Source organism: Sphingobium sp. BYY-5 (assembly GCF_022758885.1).
GTDB lineage: Bacteria > Pseudomonadota > Alphaproteobacteria > Sphingomonadales > Sphingomonadaceae > Sphingobium.
Window position 1 is genome coordinate 2,576,829 of record NZ_JALEBH010000001.1, and the last position, 21,853, is coordinate 2,598,681.

Annotated in this window: 19 protein-coding genes and 1 pseudogene; 10 read left to right on the forward strand and 10 right to left on the reverse strand. The window is 65.7% G+C overall.

Annotated features, from left to right (window positions below):
* The first annotated feature begins 26 nt into the window (after positions 1-26).
* From MOK15_RS12400 to MOK15_RS12415, 4 genes are read left to right on the forward strand one after another with little or no spacing between them, the layout of a single operon-like run.
* The gene (locus tag MOK15_RS12400; RefSeq protein WP_242931893.1) at positions 27-692 is read left to right on the forward strand and encodes an SCO family protein; all 666 of its coding nucleotides are present in this window, start codon (positions 27-29) and stop codon (positions 690-692) included.
* A complete protein-coding gene (locus MOK15_RS12405; protein WP_242931894.1) occupies positions 680-1,117 on the forward strand; it encodes a YcgN family cysteine cluster protein in 438 nt (145 codons plus the stop codon). The genes MOK15_RS12400 and MOK15_RS12405 overlap by 13 nt, the downstream gene beginning before the upstream one ends.
* Positions 1,098-1,808, forward strand: coding sequence for a SprT family zinc-dependent metalloprotease (locus MOK15_RS12410; protein ID WP_242931895.1), 711 nt, complete (start codon positions 1,098-1,100; stop codon positions 1,806-1,808). The genes MOK15_RS12405 and MOK15_RS12410 overlap by 20 nt, the downstream gene beginning before the upstream one ends.
* A gap of 5 nt (positions 1,809-1,813) precedes the next feature.
* Positions 1,814-2,074: a hypothetical protein gene (locus MOK15_RS12415; protein WP_242931896.1), complete on the forward strand. Its 261-nt coding sequence runs from the start codon at positions 1,814-1,816 to the stop codon at positions 2,072-2,074.
* Here MOK15_RS12415 and MOK15_RS12420 read toward each other — a convergent pair.
* The gene (locus tag MOK15_RS12420; RefSeq protein ID WP_242931897.1) at positions 2,071-2,895 is read right to left on the reverse strand and encodes a rhodanese-related sulfurtransferase; all 825 of its coding nucleotides are present in this window, start codon (positions 2,893-2,895) and stop codon (positions 2,071-2,073) included. The two genes, MOK15_RS12415 and MOK15_RS12420, sit on opposite strands and share 4 nt — an antisense overlap.
* Positions 2,896-2,960: 65 nt before the next feature.
* Between MOK15_RS12420 and pdeM the strand changes: the two genes are divergently transcribed.
* Together pdeM and MOK15_RS12430 are read left to right on the forward strand one after the other, a co-directional pair.
* Positions 2,961-3,620, forward strand: coding sequence for a ligase-associated DNA damage response endonuclease PdeM (pdeM, locus tag MOK15_RS12425; RefSeq protein ID WP_242931898.1), 660 nt, complete (start codon positions 2,961-2,963; stop codon positions 3,618-3,620).
* Positions 3,621-3,806: 186 nt separating this feature from the next.
* On the forward strand, positions 3,807-6,632 hold the full coding sequence (locus MOK15_RS12430; RefSeq protein ID WP_242931899.1) for a TonB-dependent receptor: 2,826 nt from the start codon (positions 3,807-3,809) through the stop codon (positions 6,630-6,632).
* Here the strand turns inward: MOK15_RS12430 and MOK15_RS12435 are convergent.
* Positions 6,610-7,368, reverse strand: coding sequence for a YggS family pyridoxal phosphate-dependent enzyme (locus MOK15_RS12435; RefSeq protein ID WP_242931900.1), 759 nt, complete (start codon positions 7,366-7,368; stop codon positions 6,610-6,612). The two genes, MOK15_RS12430 and MOK15_RS12435, sit on opposite strands and share 23 nt — an antisense overlap.
* Positions 7,369-7,390: 22 nt before the next feature.
* On the opposite strand from MOK15_RS12435, the gene MOK15_RS12440 reads away from it, so the two are divergent.
* Positions 7,391-7,942, forward strand: coding sequence for a thiamine phosphate synthase (locus tag MOK15_RS12440; protein WP_242931901.1), 552 nt, complete (start codon positions 7,391-7,393; stop codon positions 7,940-7,942).
* Positions 7,943-8,038: 96 nt separating this feature from the next.
* Here MOK15_RS12440 and MOK15_RS12445 read toward each other — a convergent pair whose 3' ends face one another.
* The 4 genes and pseudogenes from MOK15_RS12445 to ruvA form a co-directional block, all read right to left on the reverse strand.
* Entirely contained in the window at positions 8,039-9,781 is a 1,743-nt protein-coding gene (locus MOK15_RS12445; protein ID WP_242932738.1) for an AMP-dependent synthetase/ligase, read from the reverse strand.
* A 138-nt stretch (positions 9,782-9,919) separates the two neighbouring features.
* Positions 9,920-10,942: a Holliday junction branch migration DNA helicase RuvB gene (gene ruvB, locus MOK15_RS12450; protein WP_242931902.1), complete on the reverse strand. Its 1,023-nt coding sequence runs from the start codon at positions 10,940-10,942 to the stop codon at positions 9,920-9,922.
* A 39-nt stretch (positions 10,943-10,981) separates the two neighbouring features.
* Positions 10,982-11,086, reverse strand: a pseudogene (locus tag MOK15_RS12455) (GIY-YIG nuclease family protein); the annotation flags it as partial.
* Positions 11,087-11,107: 21 nt separating this feature from the next.
* The gene (gene ruvA, locus MOK15_RS12460; protein WP_242931903.1) at positions 11,108-11,713 is read right to left on the reverse strand and encodes a Holliday junction branch migration protein RuvA; all 606 of its coding nucleotides are present in this window, start codon (positions 11,711-11,713) and stop codon (positions 11,108-11,110) included.
* A gap of 203 nt (positions 11,714-11,916) precedes the next feature.
* Here ruvA and MOK15_RS12465 point away from each other — a divergent pair, with 203 nt between their 5' ends.
* Together MOK15_RS12465 and MOK15_RS12470 are read left to right on the forward strand one after the other, a co-directional pair.
* A complete protein-coding gene (locus MOK15_RS12465; RefSeq protein ID WP_242931904.1) occupies positions 11,917-12,549 on the forward strand; it encodes a DUF1345 domain-containing protein in 633 nt (210 codons plus the stop codon).
* Between the two features lie 80 nt (positions 12,550-12,629).
* Positions 12,630-13,928 carry an isoprenylcysteine carboxylmethyltransferase family protein gene (locus tag MOK15_RS12470; protein WP_242931905.1) on the forward strand — a complete coding sequence of 433 codons (1,299 nt, stop codon included), beginning with the start codon at positions 12,630-12,632 and terminating at the stop codon, positions 13,926-13,928.
* Positions 13,929-13,935: 7 nt separating this feature from the next.
* Here MOK15_RS12470 and MOK15_RS12475 read toward each other — a convergent pair whose 3' ends face one another.
* Positions 13,936-15,309 (reverse strand): glutamate--cysteine ligase, encoded by a 1,374-nt coding sequence (locus tag MOK15_RS12475; RefSeq protein WP_242931906.1) that lies wholly within the window; start codon positions 15,307-15,309, stop codon positions 13,936-13,938.
* 99 nt (positions 15,310-15,408) lie between these two features.
* A complete protein-coding gene (locus MOK15_RS12480) occupies positions 15,409-16,155 on the reverse strand; it encodes a 16S rRNA (uracil(1498)-N(3))-methyltransferase (protein WP_242931907.1) in 747 nt (248 codons plus the stop codon).
* An 83-nt stretch (positions 16,156-16,238) separates the two neighbouring features.
* Here MOK15_RS12480 and ubiA point away from each other — a divergent pair, with 83 nt between their 5' ends.
* The gene (ubiA, locus tag MOK15_RS12485; RefSeq protein ID WP_242931908.1) at positions 16,239-17,147 is read left to right on the forward strand and encodes a 4-hydroxybenzoate octaprenyltransferase; all 909 of its coding nucleotides are present in this window, start codon (positions 16,239-16,241) and stop codon (positions 17,145-17,147) included.
* A 30-nt stretch (positions 17,148-17,177) separates the two neighbouring features.
* Here ubiA and MOK15_RS12490 read toward each other — a convergent pair whose 3' ends face one another.
* Both MOK15_RS12490 and MOK15_RS12495 read right to left on the reverse strand, forming a co-directional pair.
* Complete coding sequence (locus tag MOK15_RS12490) at positions 17,178-18,287, reverse strand: pyridoxal phosphate-dependent aminotransferase (protein ID WP_242931909.1); 1,110 nt, start codon at positions 18,285-18,287, stop codon at positions 17,178-17,180.
* Positions 18,288-18,364: 77 nt separating this feature from the next.
* Positions 18,365-21,808, reverse strand: a complete 3,444-nt coding sequence (locus MOK15_RS12495; RefSeq protein WP_242931910.1) for an AAA family ATPase — start codon at positions 21,806-21,808, stop codon at positions 18,365-18,367.
* Positions 21,809-21,853 lie beyond the last annotated feature (45 nt).

Here is a 21,853-nt window from a genome sequence, read left to right on the forward strand (position 1 = left end):
ATTTGCAAAACGTTTCCTAGCAGGGCATGGCTGGCGATGCCATGAACAAAGCCGTTTCCACCTTCGCCCTACCCGTGCTCGCTCTGCTTGCTGCCTGCAATATGGGTGCTGGCGGCAATGCATCAAGCGGGGAAAGCGAACAGGGCGAACTGGCCGGCGCACGGATCGGCGCGCCCTTCACCCTGACCAACCAGGATGGCAAGCCGACGCATTGGGACGATTTCAGGGGGCAGTATCGCCTCGTCTATTTCGGCTACACCTATTGCCCCGACGTTTGCCCGGTCGACCTGCAACGGATCATGCAGGCCTTTGCCCGTTTCGAGAAGGAAAAGCCCGCTTTGGCCGCCAAGGTGCAGCCGATGCTCATCAGCGTCGATCCCGAGCGCGACACGCCGGCGGTGCTTAAAAATTATGTTGCAGCCTTCCACCCGCGGCTCATCGGCCTGACCGGCACGAAGGAGCAGATCGCCAGGGTCGCCAAGGATTTCGTGGTGATCTACAATCCGGAAAAAGGGCCGGAAAAGACTGGTGGCGCGAGCGACTATCTGGTCAGCCACAGCCGCACGCCCTATCTATTCGATCCGGACGGCAAGCCGATGGCGCTGGTGCCGGTGGACGATCCGGGTACGCCGGATGTGGACGAAGGCGCGCCCGACAAGGTGCTCGCCTTCCTTGAAAAATGGATCCAGTGACGAACTTCTGGGAAAAGCCCCTCGACAAGCTCGACCGCGCCGAATGGGAAGCGCTGTGCGACGGCTGCGGCAAATGCTGCCTGCACAAGGCCGAGGATGAGGATACGGGGCGCATCTATCCGACCAATGTCGCTTGCCGCCTGCTCGACCGGCAGAGTGGGCAATGCAGCAACTATAAGGATCGGCGCAGGTTCGTGCCCGATTGCGTGCGTCTGACCCCGACCAAGGTGAAGCAGATAAGCTGGCTGCCCCGCACCTGCGCCTATCGCCTGCGGGGCGAAGGGCTGCCGCTGCCGCAATGGCATTATCTGGTCTGCGGCGACCGGGAAGCGGTGCATCGCGCCGGGGAGTCGGTGCGCGGCTGGACGGTGGCGGAGGCGGACGCCGGCGACTGGGAGAATCATCTTGTCGACCGAGAACTCTGACGCCGCGATCCTGATAGACGGCGTGGCGATGCCGGTCCGGGTGCGTCGTTCGGCGCGGGCGCGGGCCTATCGGCTGACGATCGACAGCGCGCGGGGGGAACTGCGGCTATCGCTGCCGGCGCGGGCGAACCTCAAAAAGGCGCTCGGCTGGGCGCAGGATCATGAGGGGTGGGTCCGCACGCAGATGGCGAAGCAGCCCGGTCTTACCCGGCTGGAGCATGGCGCAGTCTTTCCACTGGAAGGGCGCGAGGTCGAAATCCACTGGATGGAGGGCGCGACCCGCACCATCCGGCTCGACGGCGACCGGCTGCTGCTGGGCGGTGCTGCGGAATCGATAGGCGCACGGGTGCAGCGCTGGCTCATTGCCCGCGCCAGGGCGGTGCTGGAAACCGAAAGCCAGGAACTGGCGCGCGACCATGGGCTGATCGTTGCCTCGGTCGGCGTGGGTGATCCGCGCAGCCGTTGGGGTAGTTGCGCTTCATCGGGCGCGATCCGTTATAGCTGGCGGCTGATCCTCTGCCCGCCCGAAGTGCGCCGCGCGACCGTGGCGCATGAACTGGCGCATCTGCTGCATATGGACCATAGCCCGGCCTTTCATGCCGCCCATGCGCGGATTTACGGCGCCGATCCCCGGCCGGCGCGGGCGTGGCTGCGCGCGCATGGAGCAGGGCTGCATCGCTTCACGAGTTAGGACGCATGGCCCGCAAGAAGCGCTATCTGACGGCCACCATGGCGGATGGCTATGTCAAGACGATCGGGCCGACGGCGGACCCTTTCACCCATTATTGGCGGATTGTCGCCGAACTGGATAATGGCAGGACAGAGGTCTTCTGGGGACATACGCGCTCGCTCGTCGAAGCGAAGAAGTTACGCGGTGCTGCGGAAGACGGCGCGCGGATGCGTGGCTGGAAAAGCTATGCGTTCGAGATCGCGGAACTGGTCGAGACGCCTGTCTAGTTTCGGTGCGGCCAGGCGCCCGACGCATCGCCCGGACAATCATGATCCGCACTGCCGGGGTGCGGCAGGCCGCAGGCGCGGCACGTGATGTAGTCGCCGGGCTTGAGGCCATGGCCCACCGTCACCCGTTCGTCGAAGACATAGCAATCACCCTGCCAGCGGCTGTCCGCTTCCGGCATTTCCTCCAGATAGCGCAGGATGCCGCCCTTGAGGTGATAGACTTCGTCAAAGCCGCGCGTCTTCACCAGCGCGGTCGATTTTTCGCAGCGTATGCCGCCGGTGCAGAACATGGCGATCTTGGGCGAACGGCCCTGGTTGCGCAGCCCCTGGGCGAAATCGTCGAACCAGGCGGGAAATTCGCGGAAGGAGCGGGTCGCTGGATCAATCGCGCCTTCGAAGGTGCCGCAGGCGACTTCATAGGCATTGCGCGTGTCGATCAGGATCGTGTCGGGATCGGCGATCAGCGCGTTCCATTCGGCCGGGTCGAGATGCGTCCCCGCCTGGTTCGCGGGATCGAGGTCACCCGCGCCCAGCGTGACGATCTCCGTCTTCACCTTGACCTTCATCCGGGCGAAGGGCGCCTCATCCGCTTCCGAATATTTGACGTCGAGATCGGCGCAGCCCGGCAGGGCGCGGATATGCGCGACCAGCGTGGCGATGGCGTCGGCCATTCCGGCGACGGTGCCGTTGATCCCCTCGCCCGCCAGGATGAGCGTGCCGTGCGTGCCCAGTTCCGCGCAGAGCGTGCGCAGCGGTTCGGCAAGCGCGGCGGGATCGGCAAAGCGGGTGAAGCGATAGAGGGCGGCGACGATATGCGACATGCGCGTCCTATAGGCGCTTGGGCTTTTTCTTGAAAGCCGGGCCGGACAGGCGCATAGGCTGGGGCATGGTTCCCCTTTCGTTCGCTGGTCATAAGTTTCTGGCGCTGCCCGAAGCGGCGCTCTTCTGGCCGGATCAGGGCGTCTTGCTGGTGGCCGATCTGCATTTCGAGAAGGCGAGCTGGTATGCCCGCTTCGGTCAGTTTCTGCCCCCCCATGACAGTCAGGCCACGCTGGACATGGTCGAGGCATTGGTTGAACGCACCGGTGCGCGGGCGGTCTGGTCGCTGGGCGACAGCTTCCATGACAGCGACGGTGCTGCCCGGCTCGATTCCCGTGCGCATGATCGGCTAATTTCCCTTACGGAAAGGCTGGACTGGATCTGGATTACAGGCAATCATGACGGTGGTGTCACGACCATGCCGGGGGGACGGCGCGCGGCGGAGATGGAGGTCGAGGGGATATGGTTGCGGCATGAGGCGGACCCTGACGATCCCCGGCCCGAAATTTCCGGCCATTTCCACCCGAAGCTGCGCCTGTCCTTGCGCGGATGGCATGTGTCGCGACGCTGCTTCGTGGGATCGGCGACCAAGCTGATTCTGCCTGCGCTGGGTGCGCTGACGGGGGGACTGGATGCGGGTCATGGGGAAATTCTTCGCGCGGTGGGGCCGGATGCCGCCGCTCTGGTGCCAATCGCGGATCGGCTGCTGCGCTTTCCCTTATCGTAAAGCGACGCTACGGAAATCAGACGTTAATGCGTTGCCGATAGGCAACACCGCATGATTTTATGGTTGCTCTATGTTGCTAAATGCACGGAAAAGCTGGGGACTCTTGCCTTGCCCCCGCTGTGGCATCATAATCATTCTAATCCCGACGCGGCGAAAAGCCGGGCGGGCCAGGAGAGGATCGACATCATGACAGACAAGAGTCTCTGGCTGACCACAACCGGTGCGTTGGCCCTGTGCATATTCGCCCCTGCCGCCCTGGCGCAGGACGAGCCTGCTCCCCAGGCGGCGGCCGACCAGAATAATGCCGAAATCATCGTCACGGCCACCCGCCGCGCCAGCCCCTTGTCCGACGTGCCGATCGCGGTGTCGGCGGTGAGTTCGCAAGCGATGCAGAATAGCGGCGCCAGCGACATTCGGACCCTGAACCAGTTGGCGCCCTCGCTGCTGGTCTCGTCGACCGGCTCGGAAGCAAACGCCTCGGCGCGTATCCGTGGCATCGGCACGGTAGGCGACAATCCGGGACTGGAAAGCTCTGTCGCCGTGTTCATCGACGGCGTCTATCGTTCGCGCACCGGCGCGGGCCTCAACGAATTGGGCGAGATCGAACGAGTCGAGGTGCTGCGGGGGCCGCAGGGCACGCTGTTCGGCCGCAACGCATCGGCCGGCCTCATCAACATCATCAGTAAGGCGCCGGAAAATACCTTCCACGCCAAGGGTGAGATCACCTACGGCAATTATGATTATTGGCGGCTGTCGGGCCGTGTGACCGGGCCGATCGCGGATGGCATCGCGCTCAGCCTGGACGGCGTCTGGTCGAAGCGCGACGGCTTCTACAAGCTGGTCGACGGCACTGGCGCCAAGGTGGGCGACACCAATGACCGCAACCGCTATTTCCTGCGCGGCCAGGCGTTGATCGAGCCGAATGACGCCCTGTCCATCCGGCTGATCGGCGATTACACCAACCGCGACGAAAGCTGCTGCGGCGCCACCTATATCGAGGCGCGCGAGCGGCGTCCGGTGCCGGGCGGCGGCTATAGCACTGCGCCGTTCAACCGCATCGCGGCGATCCTGGCGGGCCAGGGCAGCGTCATCCCCGCCGATCCCTATGATCGCGAAATTGCCATCACGCCGGGCCGCGACTATGTCAGCAAGCTCAGGGACTGGGGCCTGTCGGGCGAGGTCAATTATGACTTCGGTGGCGCGAAGCTGACCAGCATCACCGCCTATCGCGACTATAAATCCCGCGACTATGGCGATTATGACTATAATCGCGCCGACCTGCTCTACCGCGATCCCAACACCTATCGCCAGTTCAAGACCTTCACCCAGGAATTGCGGCTGCAGGGATCGGCCTTTGCGGACAAGCTCGACTGGCTGGTCGGCGGCTATTACGCCAATGAAAAGCTGACCTTGCAGGATAATATCCGCTTCGGTGCCGATTATGGCCGTTTCGCCGCCTGCCGCCTGATGGCGGGGGCCAGCGTGAACAGCAATCTCACCGCACCGCAACTGGCGGCCTGCGGCAGTGGTGCCGCCACATCGGCGCTGATTACCGGCACGCAGGCGCAACTCAACGCCGGCCTCGCGCCCGCCATCCGCGCCAGCTTGATCGCGCAGGGTGTCCCGGCGGCGCAGGCGACGGCCATCGCCAATGGTCAGGCCTCCGCCATCTCGACGGGCCTTGGCAACGGGCTGCGCGCTTTGTCGGCGATCCCCTCCGGCGCCGGCGACGTCGCCTCGCTTTATCGGCAAAAGAGTGAGAATTGGGCGCTTTTCACCCATAATATCATCCACATTACCAAGCGGCTCGATCTGACGCTGGGCCTGCGCTACACCCATGAGCGCAAGCGCTTCTCGGCCGATTTCGACAATAACAACGCGACCTGCGCGGCGCTCCAGTCATCAGCGCTGCCCTCGATCGCGACCAATGCGGCGCTGGGCAATGCGGCGACGCTGGCCGGCGGCATTCTGTCGCTGGGTTGCCTGGGCAATGGATCGACCAGCCTCAATGCGCTGGACCTCAATGACAGCATCAGCGACGGCGAATTTTCCGGTACGGCAGTGATGTCGTGGAAGCCGATCGACGAACTGCTGCTCTATGGCAGCTATTCCAAAGGGTATAAGGCGGGCGGCTATAATCTCGACCGGTTCCAGTTGGGGTCGACGGGCGTCAACCTCATTCCCGCCGTGTTCGCGCCGCGCACCAATGCCGATGTCACCAGCCTGCGCTTCGCGGCGGAGAAGGTTGATTCGTTCGAAGTGGGCCTCAAATACAGCCAGCCCAAATGGAGCGCGAACATCGCCGCCTTCCGGCAGGAGTTCAAGAATTTCCAGCTCAACACCTTCAATGGCACCAGCTTTGTCGTGCAGAATATCAATGGCTGCGACAGCGCGTTGAGCGCGGCGCGGACCTGCGATAGCGGCGATGTCGGGCCGGGCCTTATCAGCCAGGGCGTGGAACTGGAACTGTCGGCGACGCCGGCGCGCAATGTCCGCGTGTCGGGCGGCTTTACCTGGGCGCGGGCGAAATTCGCCAACCGGCTGGTCGGCAGCAGCGACGGCAGCGTGCCGCTCGACCCGGCGCTGTTCCTGCTTCCCGGATCGATCAACAGCAACGCGCCGCAATCGGTTACGACGGGCAGTATCGCCTGGACGCCGGACATCGGCTCCAGTGGCCTGTCGGCGCTCTTCTATGTCGATGGCCGACTGACCAGCGACTTCAATACCGGGTCTGACCTGTTCCCGGAGAAAAATCAGGATGGCTTTGCCGTCGTGAACGCCCGTGTCGGCATCCGCGGACCCAATCAGCGCTGGGCGGTGGAATTCTGGGGCCAGAATATCTTCAACCAGAATTACAGCCAGGTCGCCTTCTCCAGCCCGCTTCAGTCAAGCAGCCCGGCGACGTCGACCACCGGCCAGTTCGCGCTGGGCGCGCCGATGGCCAACCAGCTCATCTCGGCCTATCTGGCCGAACCGCGCACCTACGGCATTACTTTGCGCGGGAGTTTCTGAGCATCCCTCTCCCGCTCGCCGGCACAGGACGGGCGGGAGAGGGCCTTTCGCCGAAGAGGGCCGTACCGACGCGGATGTCGGTTGCGCCCAGCATGATCGCCGTTTCATAATCGCCCGACATGCCCATGGAGAGGCGGGCAAGGCCCTCTTCCCGCGCTATCTTCGCCAGCAGGGCGAAGAAGGGCGCCGGCTCGATGTCGGCGGGCGGCACGCACATCAGGCCCAACAAGGGGATGTCCGCATCGCGCGCTGCGGCGATCAGCGTCGGCACATCGGCGATAGGGCAGCCGCCCTTCTGCGGCTCGGCGCCAATATTGACCTGGAGGAAACAGGGAATGCGCTTGCCCGCCGCGTCCATCGCCCTGGCGAGCGCGGTCAGCAGCGACGGGCGGTCCAGGCCATGGATCATATCGAACAGAGCGACCGCCTCGGCCGCCTTGTTGGACTGAAGCTGGCCGACCAGATGCAGCGCGAGGTCAGGAAATTCCTCGCGCAGCGCGGGCCATTTTTCCTGACTTTCCTGCACGCGATTTTCACCGAAGATGCGCTGTCCGGCCTGGATCAGCGGCCGGATGGCATCGGCATCATGCGTCTTGGATATGGCGATCAGGCGGATATCCTCGGCCGTGCGATCGGTCAGGCGTGCGGCGCGATCCATGGTGTCGCGCACGGCGGCCAGGCGCTGGGCGGCTTCGATGCGGTCAAGATCATCGGCGGTGAAACTGGCGGTCGTCATGCGCGCTGCTATAGGGATGGCCATGCATCGCCGCCACCGCAAAAAGCTGCCCGGCCTCTGGCTCATCACCGATGAGCGGGTGGCTGATGATGCCTTGCTGGCGGCGGCCGCGCGGCTGCCCAAGGGGAGGGCGGGCATCCTCTTCCGCCACTATCGCACTGATGCCGTCGCGCGACGGAGATTGTTCGAGGCGTTGGGGGGCATCGCTCGGCGGCGGCGGCTGGTGCTGATCCTGGCGGGGGACATGCGGGACGCGCTGGCATGGAAGGCCGACGGCTGGCACGGGCGCGAGGTTAAGCGCTTGCGGCGCGGCATGATCCGCAGCGCACCGGCGCATGACGTGCGGGAGGTGATGGCATCACGATGCGCAGGAGTAGACATGGTGCTGCTGTCACCGCTCTTTCCCACCCGGTCGCATCCCGGCGCGCCAGCGCTGGGGAGAGTGCGTTTTGCGGGGCTGGCGCGGCGGGTGGATGGAGCCGTCATGGCGCTGGGCGGTGTGAAGGCGGAGCACAGGTGGATGCTGCGCGGCATCGGTGCGGATGGCTGGGCGGCAATCGACGGCTTGGTATGAAGCGTAGCATGATGGCGGATGTGGATGGGAGAGAAGATATCCCCCTCCCGCCTACGGGAGGGGGAATATGGTCCGCCAATCGACCGATTCCTTACCTTACCCCTTGTACAGCGCGTCCAGCCGGTCCGCATAGCGCTTGCGGATGACATGGCGGCGGATCTTCATTGAGGGGGTCATTTCCTCATTCTCGATCGTGAACGGCTCGTCGGCCAGGATGAAGCGGCGGATCCGTTCGATCACCGACAGGTCGTCATTCACTCGGTCGACCGCCGCCCGCAGCGCTGCCTGATAGGCCGGGTTGGACGCGGCGACTTCCACCGCGACGCCCTGTTCCGCGGCCCATTCGCGGGTCCATTCCGCGTCGGGCACGATCAAGCCGACCAGATAGGGTCGCCGGTCGCCATGGACCATGGCCTGGCCGATTTCCGGCTGGAGCGTCAATATGCCCTCGACCTTCTGCGGCGAGACATTGTCGCCCTTGTCGTTGACGATCAGATCCTTCTTGCGATCGGTGATGCGGATGCGGCCCTTGCTATCGATCTCGCCAATGTCGCCGGTGTGAAGCCAGCCGTCTTTCAGCGCCTTTTCGGTTTCGGCGGGGTTGCGCCAATAGCCGTGCATGACCAGTTCGCCGCGCACCAGGATTTCGCCATCCTCGGCAATCTTCACCTCGACGCCGTCGAGCGGCGGGCCGACCGTGTCCATGGCGATGCCGGCAGAGGGGCGGTTGCAGCTCACCACCGGTCCGGCCTCGGTCTGGCCATAGCCCTGCAACAGGGTGAGGCCCATCGCGTCGAAGAAGAGGCCGACATCGGGATTGAGCGGCGCGCCGCCCGACACCAGCGCCTTCAACCGGCCGCCGAAACGGGCGCGAATCTTGGGGATGAGGGTGCGGGACAGGAGCAGCTTGATCGGGCGGTCGAAGACGGAGCCTTTCCCCGCCTGCTCCTTCGCCGCGATGCGCAGCGCCTGGCTCAGCAGATAGGCGGGGAATTTCCCCTGTTTCTCGATCGACTTGATGATGCGCGCGCGCAGCACCTCGAACAGGCGGGGTACGACGACCATGATGGTCGGACGTGCTTCCTCGATATTGCTGGCGAGCTTTTCCAGCCCTTCCGCATAATAGATCTGCCCGCCCAGCAGCATCGGCAGGAACTGGCCGCCACTATGTTCATAGGCGTGGGAGAGCGGCAGGAAGGAGAGGAACACCTCGTCACCCCAGCCGAAATCCTCCACCACGATCTTCCCCGCGCCCTCCACATTGGCGAGGATCGCGCCATGATGCTGCATCACCCCGCGCGGCGCGCCGCCGGTGCCGCTGGTGTAGATGATGCAGGCCTGGTCGCTGCGGGTCGCGGTCTGGCTGGCGGAGATGGCGTCGACATCGGCCGGATGGGCGGCGATCAGGTCGCTCCAGAGATGGCAGGTGGAGGTGCCCTGCGCACCGCGCAGCGGCTCCATGCCGATGACGAAGCTGGCCTGGGACCGGATGACGGCGGGCATCAACACCTGCGCCAGCTTGGCGGTCGAAACGATGACGGCGCGGGCGCCGCTGTCGGTCAATATATGCTGGTGATCGCGGGTGGTGTTGGTGGTGTAGGTGGGGACGGTGATGCAGCCCGCCGCCATAATGGCAAGGTCGGCGATGCAGAATTCAGGACGATTCTCGCTCACCAGCATGACCGGCTCGCCCGGCTTCAGGCCCAACGCCTTGAGCGCGGTGGCGAGCGCGGCGACCTGGCGCGCGACCTCCGTCCAGCTCAGCGCGTGCCATTGCCCATCGCTCTTGCGCCAGAGGAAAGGGGTATCGCCCTTTTCCTCTGCGCGGGTGAAAAACATGGTGACGAGGTTGGGAAATGTCTCGATGGCCCTCAAGGCTCGACTCCTGCGGTTTCCGGCGCATCTGGCGCGCGCCTGCTCTCTGGCGAAGCTATAGCCTCGCCTTGCCGTAACGGCCATGCTTTTCCGATGCGGTCCTCAGTCGAAAAGTCCGTCCTGATTTCCCGCCGGTGGATTGAGGCCCAGATGCTTCCAGCCCGGACCGTTGAGGCATCGCCCGCGCGCGGTGCGGGCGATCAGGCCGAGCTGGATCAGATAGGGTTCGATCACTTCCTCGATCGTGTCGCGCGCTTCGGACAGGCCTGCCGCCAGCGTTTCGACACCAACCGGGCCGCCGCGATAAATGTCGGCGATCATCATCAGATAGCGCCGGTCCATCAGGTCGAGGCCAAGCTGGTCGACCTCCAGCCGCAGGAGCGCCGCATCCGCGACCTTCCGATCGACCGAAGGCGCTCCGGCGACATCGGCGAAGTCGCGCACCCGGCGCAGCAGTCGCCCGGCGATGCGCGGAGTGCCGCGCGAACGGCGTGCGATCTCGACCGCGCCGTCGGAAGTGATGGCAAGGTCGAGCAGCCGCGCGGCGCGACGGACGACCAGTTCCAGTTCCTCGACCGTGTAGAATTGCAGCCGCACCGGAATGCCGAAACGATCGCGCAGCGGCGTGGTGAGCAGCCCCTGGCGGGTGGTCGCGCCGACCAGAGTGAAGCGCGGCAGGTCGATGCGCACGGAGCGGGCGGACGGCCCCTCCCCGATCATCAGGTCGAGCGCGCGGTCCTCCATCGCGGGGTAGAGCACTTCCTCGACCGCCGGGTTGAGGCGATGGATCTCGTCCACGAACAGGACGTCGCCCTCATCCAGATTGGTGAGCAGGGCGGCAAGATCGCCCGATTTGGCGATGACAGGGCCGGACGTGGCCCGGAAGCCCACGCCCATTTCCTTGGCGACGATCTGCGCCAGCGTCGTCTTGCCCAGTCCCGGCGGGCCAAAGAAGAGTACATGGTCGAGCGCATCGCCCCGCGACCTCGCCGCCTGGATGAAGATACGCAGATTCTCGCGTGCGGCCTGTTGTCCGATAAACTCGTCCAGCGACTTGGGGCGCAACGCTGCATCGACATCCTCGGGCCGACGGCTGGGGGTGAGGAGGCGGTCGTCGTCAGTCATGGGCGGCTCGCATGTCACCATCGTCATGCTGAACTTGTTTCAGCATCCATCGGGCGGCTGGTTCGGTGCAAGCGGTGGTAAGCCAAGATTGACGGCCAGATTGATCCAGCGCGGATTGTCCGTTTCGATGAGATTGATCTTCCATATGACTGGTGGGTAACTGCATCACTTCGCCGCCTTCCGCAGCGCCAGGCGCACCAGGGCATCGAGGCTGGCGTCCTCACCCAGTTCCTCTTCGGCGGCGGCGACTGCGATGCTGGCTTCGGCGGGTTTGAAGCCCAGATTTTGGAGCGCGGAAAGCGCATCGGCGCTGTGGCCGCCGCTGGGCAGCAGGACCGCGCCCGGCGTCAGCGGGCTGCCGGTGGGGGCGGCGCCGATCTTGTCCTTCAGTTCGTTGACGATGCGCTGGGCGAGCTTGGGGCCGACGCCGTTGGCGCGGGCGACCATCGCCTTGTCGCCCATCGCGATGGCGCGGTGCAGGTCCTGCGGTTCGAGTGCGGAGAGGATGGCGAGCGCCACGCGCGAACCGACGCCCTGGACATGGGTGAGCAGGCGATACCAGTCGCGTTCCTCGGCGCGGGCGAAGCCGACGAGGCGGATCGAGTCCGCCGCCACCAGCATTTCGGTGTGGATCGTCACCGCTTCCCCCACCGGTCCCAGCGCGGCCAGCGTGCGGGAGGAGGCGCCGACCAGATAGCCGACTCCGGCCACGTCGATGATGGCATGGTCGATGCCGGTGCTGTCCAGCCGCCCTTTCAGTTTCGCGATCATCCGTCCTGCCCTTTGGCGCCCTGCCCTTTGGTCATGATCTGTTCTTTACAGCCTGTAGCGCTGCGCGCCAGTCAAAAGCGCGGTGCCTTTCGCTGCGATGCTGACCGGCCTGCGCGGAAACGAACGGAGTTTGGCGATAGGAACAGCATGAAAGAATCACCGGGCGCTTGCCAACCGGGGGCTTTGGGCTTTTGATGCGAACCATGCGTTCTTCGTCCCTCTTCCCCTGGCGCTACGGCATGTTTCTGCTGCTGCTGGCGATCGTTGTACCGCTGGCGTTGGTGTTGCCATGGCATCAGGCGGTGATGGCGGGGTTCGATCTGGCCGCGCTGGCGTTCATGGCGTCGGTCGTGCCGCTGATCGACGCGGCGCCCGCCACGATGCGGCGCAATGCGCAGGCCAACGACGCCAATCGCGAACTGATGCTGTTGCTGACCGGGGTCGTCAGCCTGGTGATCCTGATTGCGGTGGGGGTGGCGATCGGCCAGCATGGCGGGCCGAATGGCGTGATGATCGCGCTGCTGCTGGCGACGCTGCTGATCGCCTGGCTCTTTTCCAACCTCGTCTATGCGATGCATTATGCCCATATCTTCTACCTGCCCGACGCGGTGGGGAAGGATCAGGGCGGGCTGGATTTTCCGGCGGAGGAGGAGCCGGGCTATTGGGATTTCCTCTATTTCGCCTTCACCCTGGGCATGACCTTCCAGACGTCCGATGTGTCGGTGACGGCGACGGCCATGCGCAGGACGGTGTTGTTCCAATGCCTGGCGGCCTTCCTCTTCAATCTCGGTATTCTGGCCTTCACCATCAACGTGTTGGGTGGAACAGGCGGCTGATCCCAACCTGATATTCCGTGCCGCTTCCGCTTTTTTGCCTTCATCGCTTGCTTACCATTTTCCGTTAGAGGCTGGCGGTCATGAGCAAGGCTGATCCCTGTCCCCCCTCCGCCGTCAGCCACGGGGTCGGTGTTGCCGGCCTGGTCGGGCTTATGCTCTGGACGCTGGTGGCGCGCCATTATGGCATGAATGGGCCGAATGCGGGGCTGGCGGCCGTGGTCGCCTGCGGACTGCCGATGGTGCTCTGGTCGCTGATCGTCGACAAGGTGCATCGCAACGCATCGACCGGGATCGACTGGCAGGCAAAGCCGCGCCCGGTGTGGGATGTGCTGGATATCAGCATCGTCAAGATCGCCGGGCTGTGGGCGACCTGGCTCGCCATCGCCATCTTCTATTGCATCGCGCGCTGGTACTGGAGCGGCAATTACCGTTTTTCGATGGACCTGTTCATGAGCGCCGCGCCCTGGCTGCTGGGTGCGTCCATTCCCTATATCGTCTGGATCGACCGGCGGCTGGTGGACCCAAAGGACGCTTCCTACAGCTTTGGCCAATGGGTGATCGGCGGCGCTGCGGGTGCGCCTGACCGGCAACAGGTGGCGCATCACGCGCGTGCCTGGGCGGTGAAGGGCTTTTTCCTCGCCTTCATGGTGTCGATCGTGCCGGGCAATTTCGCCAGCGTGGTGGAATGGCGGATCGCCGATATTGTCGCCAATCCCGTGGCGTTGGCCGGTTTTCTGATCGCGGTCATGTTCATGATCGATGTCTGCATGGCGACGGTCGGCTATGTCCTGACCTTCAAGCCGCTGGACTCGCATATCCGCACTGCCAATCCCCTCCTGAGCGGCTGGCTGGCGGCGTTGATCTGCTATCCGCCCTTCGTGCTGATGGCCGGCGGCGGGCCGCTCGACTACCATGCCGGCGGCGCGGAGTGGGATGTGTGGACGCAGGGGATGAGCGCGCTGCAATGGATATTGGGCGGCTGGCTGGTGCTGCTGACCGCTATCTATGCCTGGGCGACGGTGGCGTTCGGTATTCGCTTTTCCAACCTGACCCATCGCGGCATCCTGACCCACGGTCCCTATCGCTGGACGCGGCATCCGGCCTACCTCTCCAAAAACCTCTTCTGGTGGTTTTCGGCGCTGCCTTTCCTGACGGTCAGCGGCTCCTTGACCGACATGGTGCGCAACTGCGCGATGCTGGCGCTGACCAACGCGGTCTATTATTGGCGCGCGAAGACCGAGGAGCAGCATTTGTCGGCTGATCCGGACTATCGCGCCTATAGTGAATGGATGGAACGCAATGCGCCTGTCCCGCGCCTCTTCGCCTGGATGACGGGGAGGAAGCGCGAGACGGCGGCAATAGCGCAACCGGCGGAATGACGCTCCGTTAGAAGCTCTCTTCGGCGTAGATGCGGCTGAGGTCGCCCTGCCATTCGCCATGATAGCGGTCCAGCAGCCGTTCGGCATGGGTCTTGCCGGACGCGATCACCTCATCAAGGGCGGAGAGATAGCCGGTTTCATTGTCCCCCGCGCTGTTGAGACGGGCGCGGGCAGTCAGGCCCGAACGAGCGATGTTCACCACTTCCCCGGCAATGTCGCGCAATGTGCGGCCGCCGCCGATCGGTGCGTCAAGGCCCAGCTTCGGCACGGAATCGCGCAGGATCTGCCGTTCCTCCATGCTCCAGTCCTTGACCACGTCCCAGGCCGCGTCGAGCGCGCCTTGATCGTAGAGCAGGCCGACCCACAAGGCGGGCAGCGCGCAGATGCGGTTCCACGGGCCGCCATCGGCACCGCGCATTTCGAGGAAGCTCTTCATCCGCACTTCGGGGAAGGCGGTGGAGAGATGATCCTCCCAATCCTTCTCGGTCGGCTTCTCACCGGGCAGGACGGAGAGTTTCCCGGCAAGGAAGTCGCGGAAGCTCAGGCCCGCCGCGTCGATATATCCGCCGTCGCGGTAGACGAAATACATCGGCACATCGAGCGCATAGTCGGCATAGCGCTCGTAACCGAAGCCATCCTCGAACACGAAGGGCAGCATCCCGGTACGGTGCGGATCGGTGTCCGACCAGATATGGCTGCGGTAGGACAGGAACCCGTTGGGCTTCCCATCGGTGAAGGGCGAGTTGGCGAACAATGCGGTGGCGAGCGGCTGGAGGGCCAGCGACACCCGGAACTTCTGCGCCATGTCGGCTTCGCTGCCATAGTCCAGATTGGTCTGGATCGTGCAGGTGCGCAGCATCATGTCGAGACCCATCGACCCCACGCGCGGCATGTGCCGCAGCATGATGTCGTAGCGCCCCTTGGGCATGATCGGCAGCGCTTCGCGGCTCTTGTCCGGCCACATGCCCAGGCCCAGAAAGCCCAGGCCCAGCATGTCGCCGACATATTTCACCTGCTCCAGATGCCGCCCGGTTTCGGCGCAGGTCTGGTGCAGATTGTCGAGCGGCGCGCCGCTGAGTTCAAGCTGGCCTGCCGGCTCCAGGCTGATCGTGCCGTCGCTGCCGGACAGGGCGATGATATTCTCACCCTCGAACACCGGGCTCCAGCCATAGCGGGTCAGGCCGATCAGCAGCGTGTGGATGCCGCCCATCTCCTCATAGGAAGGGGCGTGATGATCCTTGCGGCTATAGACGAATTTCTCATGCTCGGTGCCGATCCGCCAGCGTTCCTTGGGCTTTTCGCCCTTGGAAAAGGCCGCGATCAACTGGTCGCGGCTTTCGATGACGGGATCATGGTCCCCGGAGTCTGTTCTGGTGCTCATGCCCCGCCCTTAGTGCTTCCCCCATGCGCGTCAAACAAGAGCGCGCTGCCGACAGATAAGTTGCGCCTATGGTCTGCGCAATAACATAGCGAAATGAAACTAGACCCAATCGCCGTTGATCGTCATCCAGGCGGTCGTGGCGGCGATGGCGGCGGTCTCCGCGCGCAGGATTCGGGGGCCGAGCGATACCGGCACGGCGCCCGGTGTGGCGCGGATCGCGTCACGCTCCGCCGGGTCGAATCCGCCCTCCGGGCCGACCAGGAAGGCGGCCGGGCCGACATGGGCGCGCAGGCTTTCGGCCAGCGGCGCGCCGCCGGTTTCGTCGGCGAAGAAGAGGTGGCGGTCGACGGGCCAGTCCCTGAGCAGAGCGTCCAGCTTCACCATTTCGGGCAGGTCGGGCAGTGCGGTGCGGCCACATTGTTCTGCCGCCTCGACCAGATGGGCGCGCAGCCGGTCGAGGTTGAGCTTGTCCACCACCGCGCGCCGGGTGAGCACCGGCTGAAGCCGGGCCACGCCCAGTTCGCACGCCTTTTCCGCGATCAGGTCGATCCGCCCCTTCTTGATGGGGGCGCAGCAGAGCCAGAAGTCGGGCACGGTTTCGGGCGGCTTGGTCTGCTGGACGCACTCCAGCACCAGATCCCGTTTGCGAATGTCGCGCGCGCGCGCCGCCCATTCGCCCGACCGGCCGTCGAACAGCAGGACGATATCGTCCGGCTTCACCCGCATGACGCTGATGAGATAATGGGCCGGATTGCCGTCGACCGGCACGGCGACCCCCTCACCCAACGGGGTTTCGACATGAAGGCGCGGAGCGCTTTGCGGCGGCCAGGCGGGGGTTGCGGTCATATGCCTCGTGACTTGTCGGATGTGTCTTCTTCCTTAAAGAGAAGCATGGTCCTTCGACAAGCGCGAGGGTGAACGGAGTCGCAGTGAATCAGACGATCGTCCCTGACAGCGAAGCGCGCACATTGCTGTCGCGGTTGCCGAACACGCCGCGTGCATTGGCGCAGTTGGCGCGGTTCGATCGACCGATCGGCTGGTGGCTGCTCTTCTGGCCCGGCGCCTGGGCCGTAGCGCTGGCCGGGGGCGGATTCGCCCGCTGGCCGCTGATCGCCTGGTTGCTGCTGGGCAGCATTGCGATGCGCGGCGCGGGATGCGTGTTCAACGACATCGTCGATCGTGACCTTGACCGGAAGGTGGCGCGCACCGCTGCCCGGCCGCTGGCGAGCGGCGCGGTATCGGTGAAGGCCGCCTGGGCCTGGCTGATCGCCTTGTGCCTGGTGGGCCTGGTCGTGCTGCTGCAGCTTCATCTTTATGCGCAGGTCGTGGCGCTGGGCAGTCTCGCTCTGGTCGCGGCCTATCCCTTCATGAAGCGGATCACCGGATGGCCGCAGCTTTGGCTGGGCCTCGTCTTTTCCTGGGCAGCGCTGGTGGGATGGAGCGAGGTCGTCGGCGCGCTCACCCTGCCCGGACTGCTGCTCTATGCCGGAAGTATCTTCTGGGTGGTGGGCTATGACACCATCTATGCGATGCAGGACCGGGAGGACGATGCGCTGATCGGGATCGGGTCCAGCGCGCTGTCTATGGGGCGGCATGTGCGGCCGGGCGTGACGCTCTGCTATGCGCTGGCGCTGGCGCTGTGGGCAGGCGCGATCTGGCAGCTCAGGCCGCAGGTTCTGGCGCTTGCGGCGTTGCTGCCGATGGCGGCGCATCTGTTGTGGCAGGTGGGGACGCTGAAGGAAGACGGCGTCGACCCACTTACCAAGTTCCGCTCCAATCGCTTTGCTGGCCTATTGATGTTTCTGGCCTGCCTGGTGGTGGGCAGCGCCACCGCATGATGGCGCTGCCACGGAAAGGCGAGCGCCCCGCTATATTGCCGTAAGAGCGGCGGCGATCCGGCCCACTGCTGTCGCAAGCCCTTCTTCCTGCTGCGTAAAGCCCAGCCGCATATGGGCCGGATGGCCGAAACAGTCGCCGGGCGCGAGCAATACGCCCTGCGCGGCCAGGGTCTGGCAGAAGGAACGGCTGTCGCGGCCGTCGGTGAACCAGGGGAAAGCCGTCGTTCCGCCGTCCGGCCGCACCCAGGCAAGGCGGCCGCCCGATCCGGCAATGAGCGCGTCGAGCTGCGCGATATTGGCCTGCGCAACCGAACGCAATCGGGCGAGAATGGCGTCGCTCTGTTGTAACGCATGGGTGGCGAGCCGTTCGAGCAGCGGCGAACCGCTGATCGTGAAATAGCTGCGGGCGTCGATGATGCGCGCGCGCCGGTCGGCGTCCGCATCGATCAGCCAGCCCGTCCGCAGGCCCGGCAGCGACAGCGCCTTTGACAGGTCGCTGGTGACGATGACGTTGGGAATGCCGGCGGCCGAGGGCTGGGGTGCGGTGAAATAGAGCGGGTGATAGACTTCATCCACCAGCAGCGGCACGCCCCGTTCGGCCAGAGCTGCGGCCAGCGCTTCGATCTCGATGCGTGGCATGACGGTTCCGGTGGGATTGTGGGGCGTGTTGAGGATCACCAATGCGGTGTCGGCATCGACCTGCGCCAGGATCGCGTCGGCGCGCTGGATGAACCGGTCTTCCCGCCGCAGATGATAGGAACGGGTCGCAAGGCCCCAGGCCTGCGCCACCGCCTCATAGGCGGGATAGCCGGGATCGGGCAGGACGATGTTCGCGCCCGGTTGCGCGCCGAGGCAGAAGAGGATGGACAGCGCCTCCGATGCGCCGGTGGTAACGATGATGCTGTCCGGGTCGGTGTCATGGAAAGCGGCGATCGCCTCGCGCAACGCCCGACTGCCTTCGGGCGGGGCATAGCTCAGGATCGTGTCGTCGATCGCCAGCGGCGCGTCGCCCAGCGCGCAGATGTCGGCGACGCTCCAGCGCGGGCCGGTGCTGGACGCCAGATTATAGGCGATGGGCGGGGTCGCGAAATCATAGGTCGACAGCCAGTGATCGAGCGCGAAGGGAGGCAGGTGCACCATGGTCATTCCTTATCGTTGGCGCGTGACGCTGCGGTTCCAGCGGAAGGAGAACAAGGACCAGCCGGGGCGAACTGGCCCTATTCGGCCGCCAACAGCGCCTCGGCGCCATGGAGGTTGACCGAAACGAGGCGGCTGACGCCGCGTTCGACCATGGTGACGCCGAACAGCCGGTGCATTCGCGCCATGCTGACCGCATTATGGGTGACGATCAGGTAGCGGGTGTTGGTCTGCGCCACCATGGCGTCGAGCAGGTCGCAGAAACGCTCGACATTGGCGTCGTCGAGCGGCGCATCGACTTCGTCCAGCACGCAGATCGGCGCGGGGTTGGTGAGGAACAGGCCGAAGATCAGCGCTACGGCCGTCAGTGCCTGCTCGCCACCCGACAACAGGGTGAGCGCGGCGAGCTTCTTGCCCGGCGGCTGGGCCATGATCTCCAGCCCCGCCTCCAGCGGATCGTCGCTGTCGATCAGCTCCAGATGCGCCTGGCCGCCGTTGAACAGGGTGGTGAAGAGGCGGCGGAAATGGCCATCCACCGCCTCGAACGCGGCGAGCAGGCGCTGGCGCCCCTCGCGGTTCAAGCTGCCGATCGAGCCGCGCAGGCGGTGAATGGCCTGGGTGAGTTCGTCGCTTTCGGCGCGGCTGGTCGCCTGGGTGGTTTCCAGCTCCTCCAGTTCGCGCGCGGCGACGAGGTTGACCGGGCCGATCCGCTCGCGATCGGCGACGAAACGATCATGTTCGGCCTGCTCGGTCTGGGCGATGCGGATGTCGGCGCTGGAGAAGCCCAGCTTTTCCGGCAGCACCGGGGGCGGACATTCGAAACGTTCACCCGACAGGCGGTTGGTTTCGATCCGGCGTTCGTCGGCGGCTTCGGCGCGGGCGACGGCGGTGGCGCGGGATTCGCGTGCGGTGGCGAGCGCTTCGCTGGCCTGCGCGGCACGTGATTCGGCGGTGCGTAGTGCTGCTTCCGCCTCCTGCTCGGCACGGCGGGCCTGATCGGCGGTGTCGGTCAGGGCCGAACCCTGATCGCTGAGGTCGGCGATGGCCTGCGCCAGCATATCGGGCTGGGCTTCGATCGCGCTGCGTTCGGCCGTGATCTCCTCGGCGCGTGCGACCATGGCGCCGATGCGCTTGGCGGCTTCCCCGGCGCGGGCGCGCCAGCCCTTGATCTCGGCATCGGCCGCCGCTTGCCGCTCGCGGTCGCTGGACAGGGCGCGGTCCGCCAGCGCCTGATCGGCCTGAAGCTGGCTGACGACAGCACGGGCCTTCTCGCTCGCCTGAACCAGGGTCGCGACCAAAGCACGGGTTTCCGCACCATCGGGCACGGCGGCGCGCACGGTTTCCGCCTTTTCATGGTCGGTCTGCGCGCCGTCGTGATCGCGGCGTGCTTCGGTGAGGCGTTCCTCTATCGCTTCGCGGCGGCCCGCCAGCCGTTCAAGTGCGGTGGTCGCCTCATCAGCGGCGCGCAGGGCGACGCGCAGGCTCTGGTCGGCCTGCGACAGGGCGGTGCGGCCCTGGTCCAGTGATTGACCCGCCGCCTGCTCACGTGTCTTGGCATTTTCTTGCGCGGCACCCGCGCGTTCGACTTCGGCCTGTGCGGCGGGACGGGCGGCGGCGATCGCCTCCAGCCGGTTGAGCCGGATCAGCCGTTCGGCTGCCGCTGCACCGCCTTCGGTCGCGATATAGCCGTCCCAACGGCGCAACCGGCCGTCGAGGGTGACGAGGCGCTGGCCCACGGCGAGGGGCTGGCCCTCGTCGCGATCCGCCACAGCCACTTGCGCCAGGCGACGGGCCAGTTCGGGCGGGGCGGTGACATGGGTAGCGAGCGCGGTCGTGCCCGTGGGCAGGGGCGGGTCGCCGGGGAGCGGATCGGCGCCGGCCCAGCGACGCTTGCCCTCCGCGCCGACCGGCGCCTCCAGATCGTCGCCAAGAGCAGCGGCAAGCGCGCGTTCATAGCCGGGCGCGGCCTTCAGCCTGTCCAGCGCCCGCGCCCTGTTGCCGGTATCGCTGTCGATGGCGCGTGTGAGCGCCGCCGCCTCGCTGTCGAGCGCGGCGAGGGCGGCGCGCATGGAGGCAAGCGCGGCTTCCGCGGAGGCGCGCGCCTCTGCTGCGGCTTGGCGGTCGGCATCGGCAGCCTGGATTGCGGCTTCGGCTGCATCGCGATCGGCTTTGGCTTGCGTCTGATCGGCCAGGGCCGCTTCGCGCTGCGCCTCCAGAGGTGCGGCGTCGGGTAAGGCTGTAGCTTCGGCCGCGAGTCGCGTTACTTCGCGTTCGGCGCGGTCCAGGCGGCTGCGTGCGGCGGCGAGCGCCGCTTCGGCGACGCGCAGTTCGGCCTGTTCGGCGGCCTGCTTCGCCATGGCCTTGGCCAGGTCCAGTTCGGCGACGCGCGCGCCATCCTCTGCGGTGGCGATGCGCGCGGCGAAATTGGGACGCAGCTTCTCCGTCTCGGTGATTCGCGCCTTGAGCGTGCCGGTCTCGGCGGTCAGGCGGGCGATGGCGTCGGCCGCGTCATTGGCGAGCGTGCCTTCGCGCGCGCGGTCTTCCTCCAGTCGCCCCGCCTGCTGGGCAAGGTCGGCGAGGCGGCGGACGACCGACTCCCGTTCGGTGCGCAGGGCGGTGAGGCGATGGCCCGCCTCATTGGCGGCGTCGCGGGCCTGTTGGGCGGCGGTGCGCCGGTCGGCCAGCGTGGCGATGGCAGCCTGGCCATGGGCGGCGGCGGCGATCTGTCCTTCCTGCGCGGCAGCGACAGCGGCTTCGGCCTGTTTCGCTTCGGCGCGCGCTGCCTCTGCGCTGGCGTTGGCCTCGCGCCAGCGGGCGAAAAGGGTGCGGCCCTCGGCGACGCGAATCTGTTCGGACAGGCGGATATAGCGTTCCGCCGCCTTGGCCTGACGGCGCAGATTGTTGGCGCGCATGTCCATGTCGGCCAATATTTCGTCCAACCGGGCGAGATTGGCCTCGGCCGCGCGCAATTTCTGTTCCGCATCCTTGCGGCGGACATGGAGGCCGGCGATGCCCGCTGCCTCCTCCAACATGGCACGGCGTTCCTGCGGGCGGGCGGCGATGACGGCGGCGATGCGGCCCTGGCTGACCAGCGCCGGGCTGTGCGGGCCGGTGGCGGCGTCGGCGAAGATCAGCGCGACATCCTTGGCGCGGACATCCTTGCCATTGGCGCGATAGGCGCTGCCCGCGCCCCGTTCGATGCGGCGGGTGACTTCCAGTTCGCTGTCGGCGCTCACCTCGACAGCGGCGAACAACTCGCCCTGTTCCTGCACCGTGAGCAGCGACACTTCGGCGAAGTCGCGCTGCGGGCGCGTGGTGGTGCCGGCGAAGATGACATCCTCCATGCCGCCGCCGCGCATGGATTTGGCGCTGGATTCGCCCATCACCCAGCGAATGGCTTCCAGCAGGTTGGATTTGCCGCAGCCATTGGGACCGACGATACCGGTCAGGCCCGGTTCGATCCGCAACTCCGTCGCATCGACGAAGCTTTTGAATCCGGAGAGCTTGAGGCGTTTTATCTGCATGGGGCTTCACCGGAACGGCACAACGCCGCCCCGGCCTTCCTATGC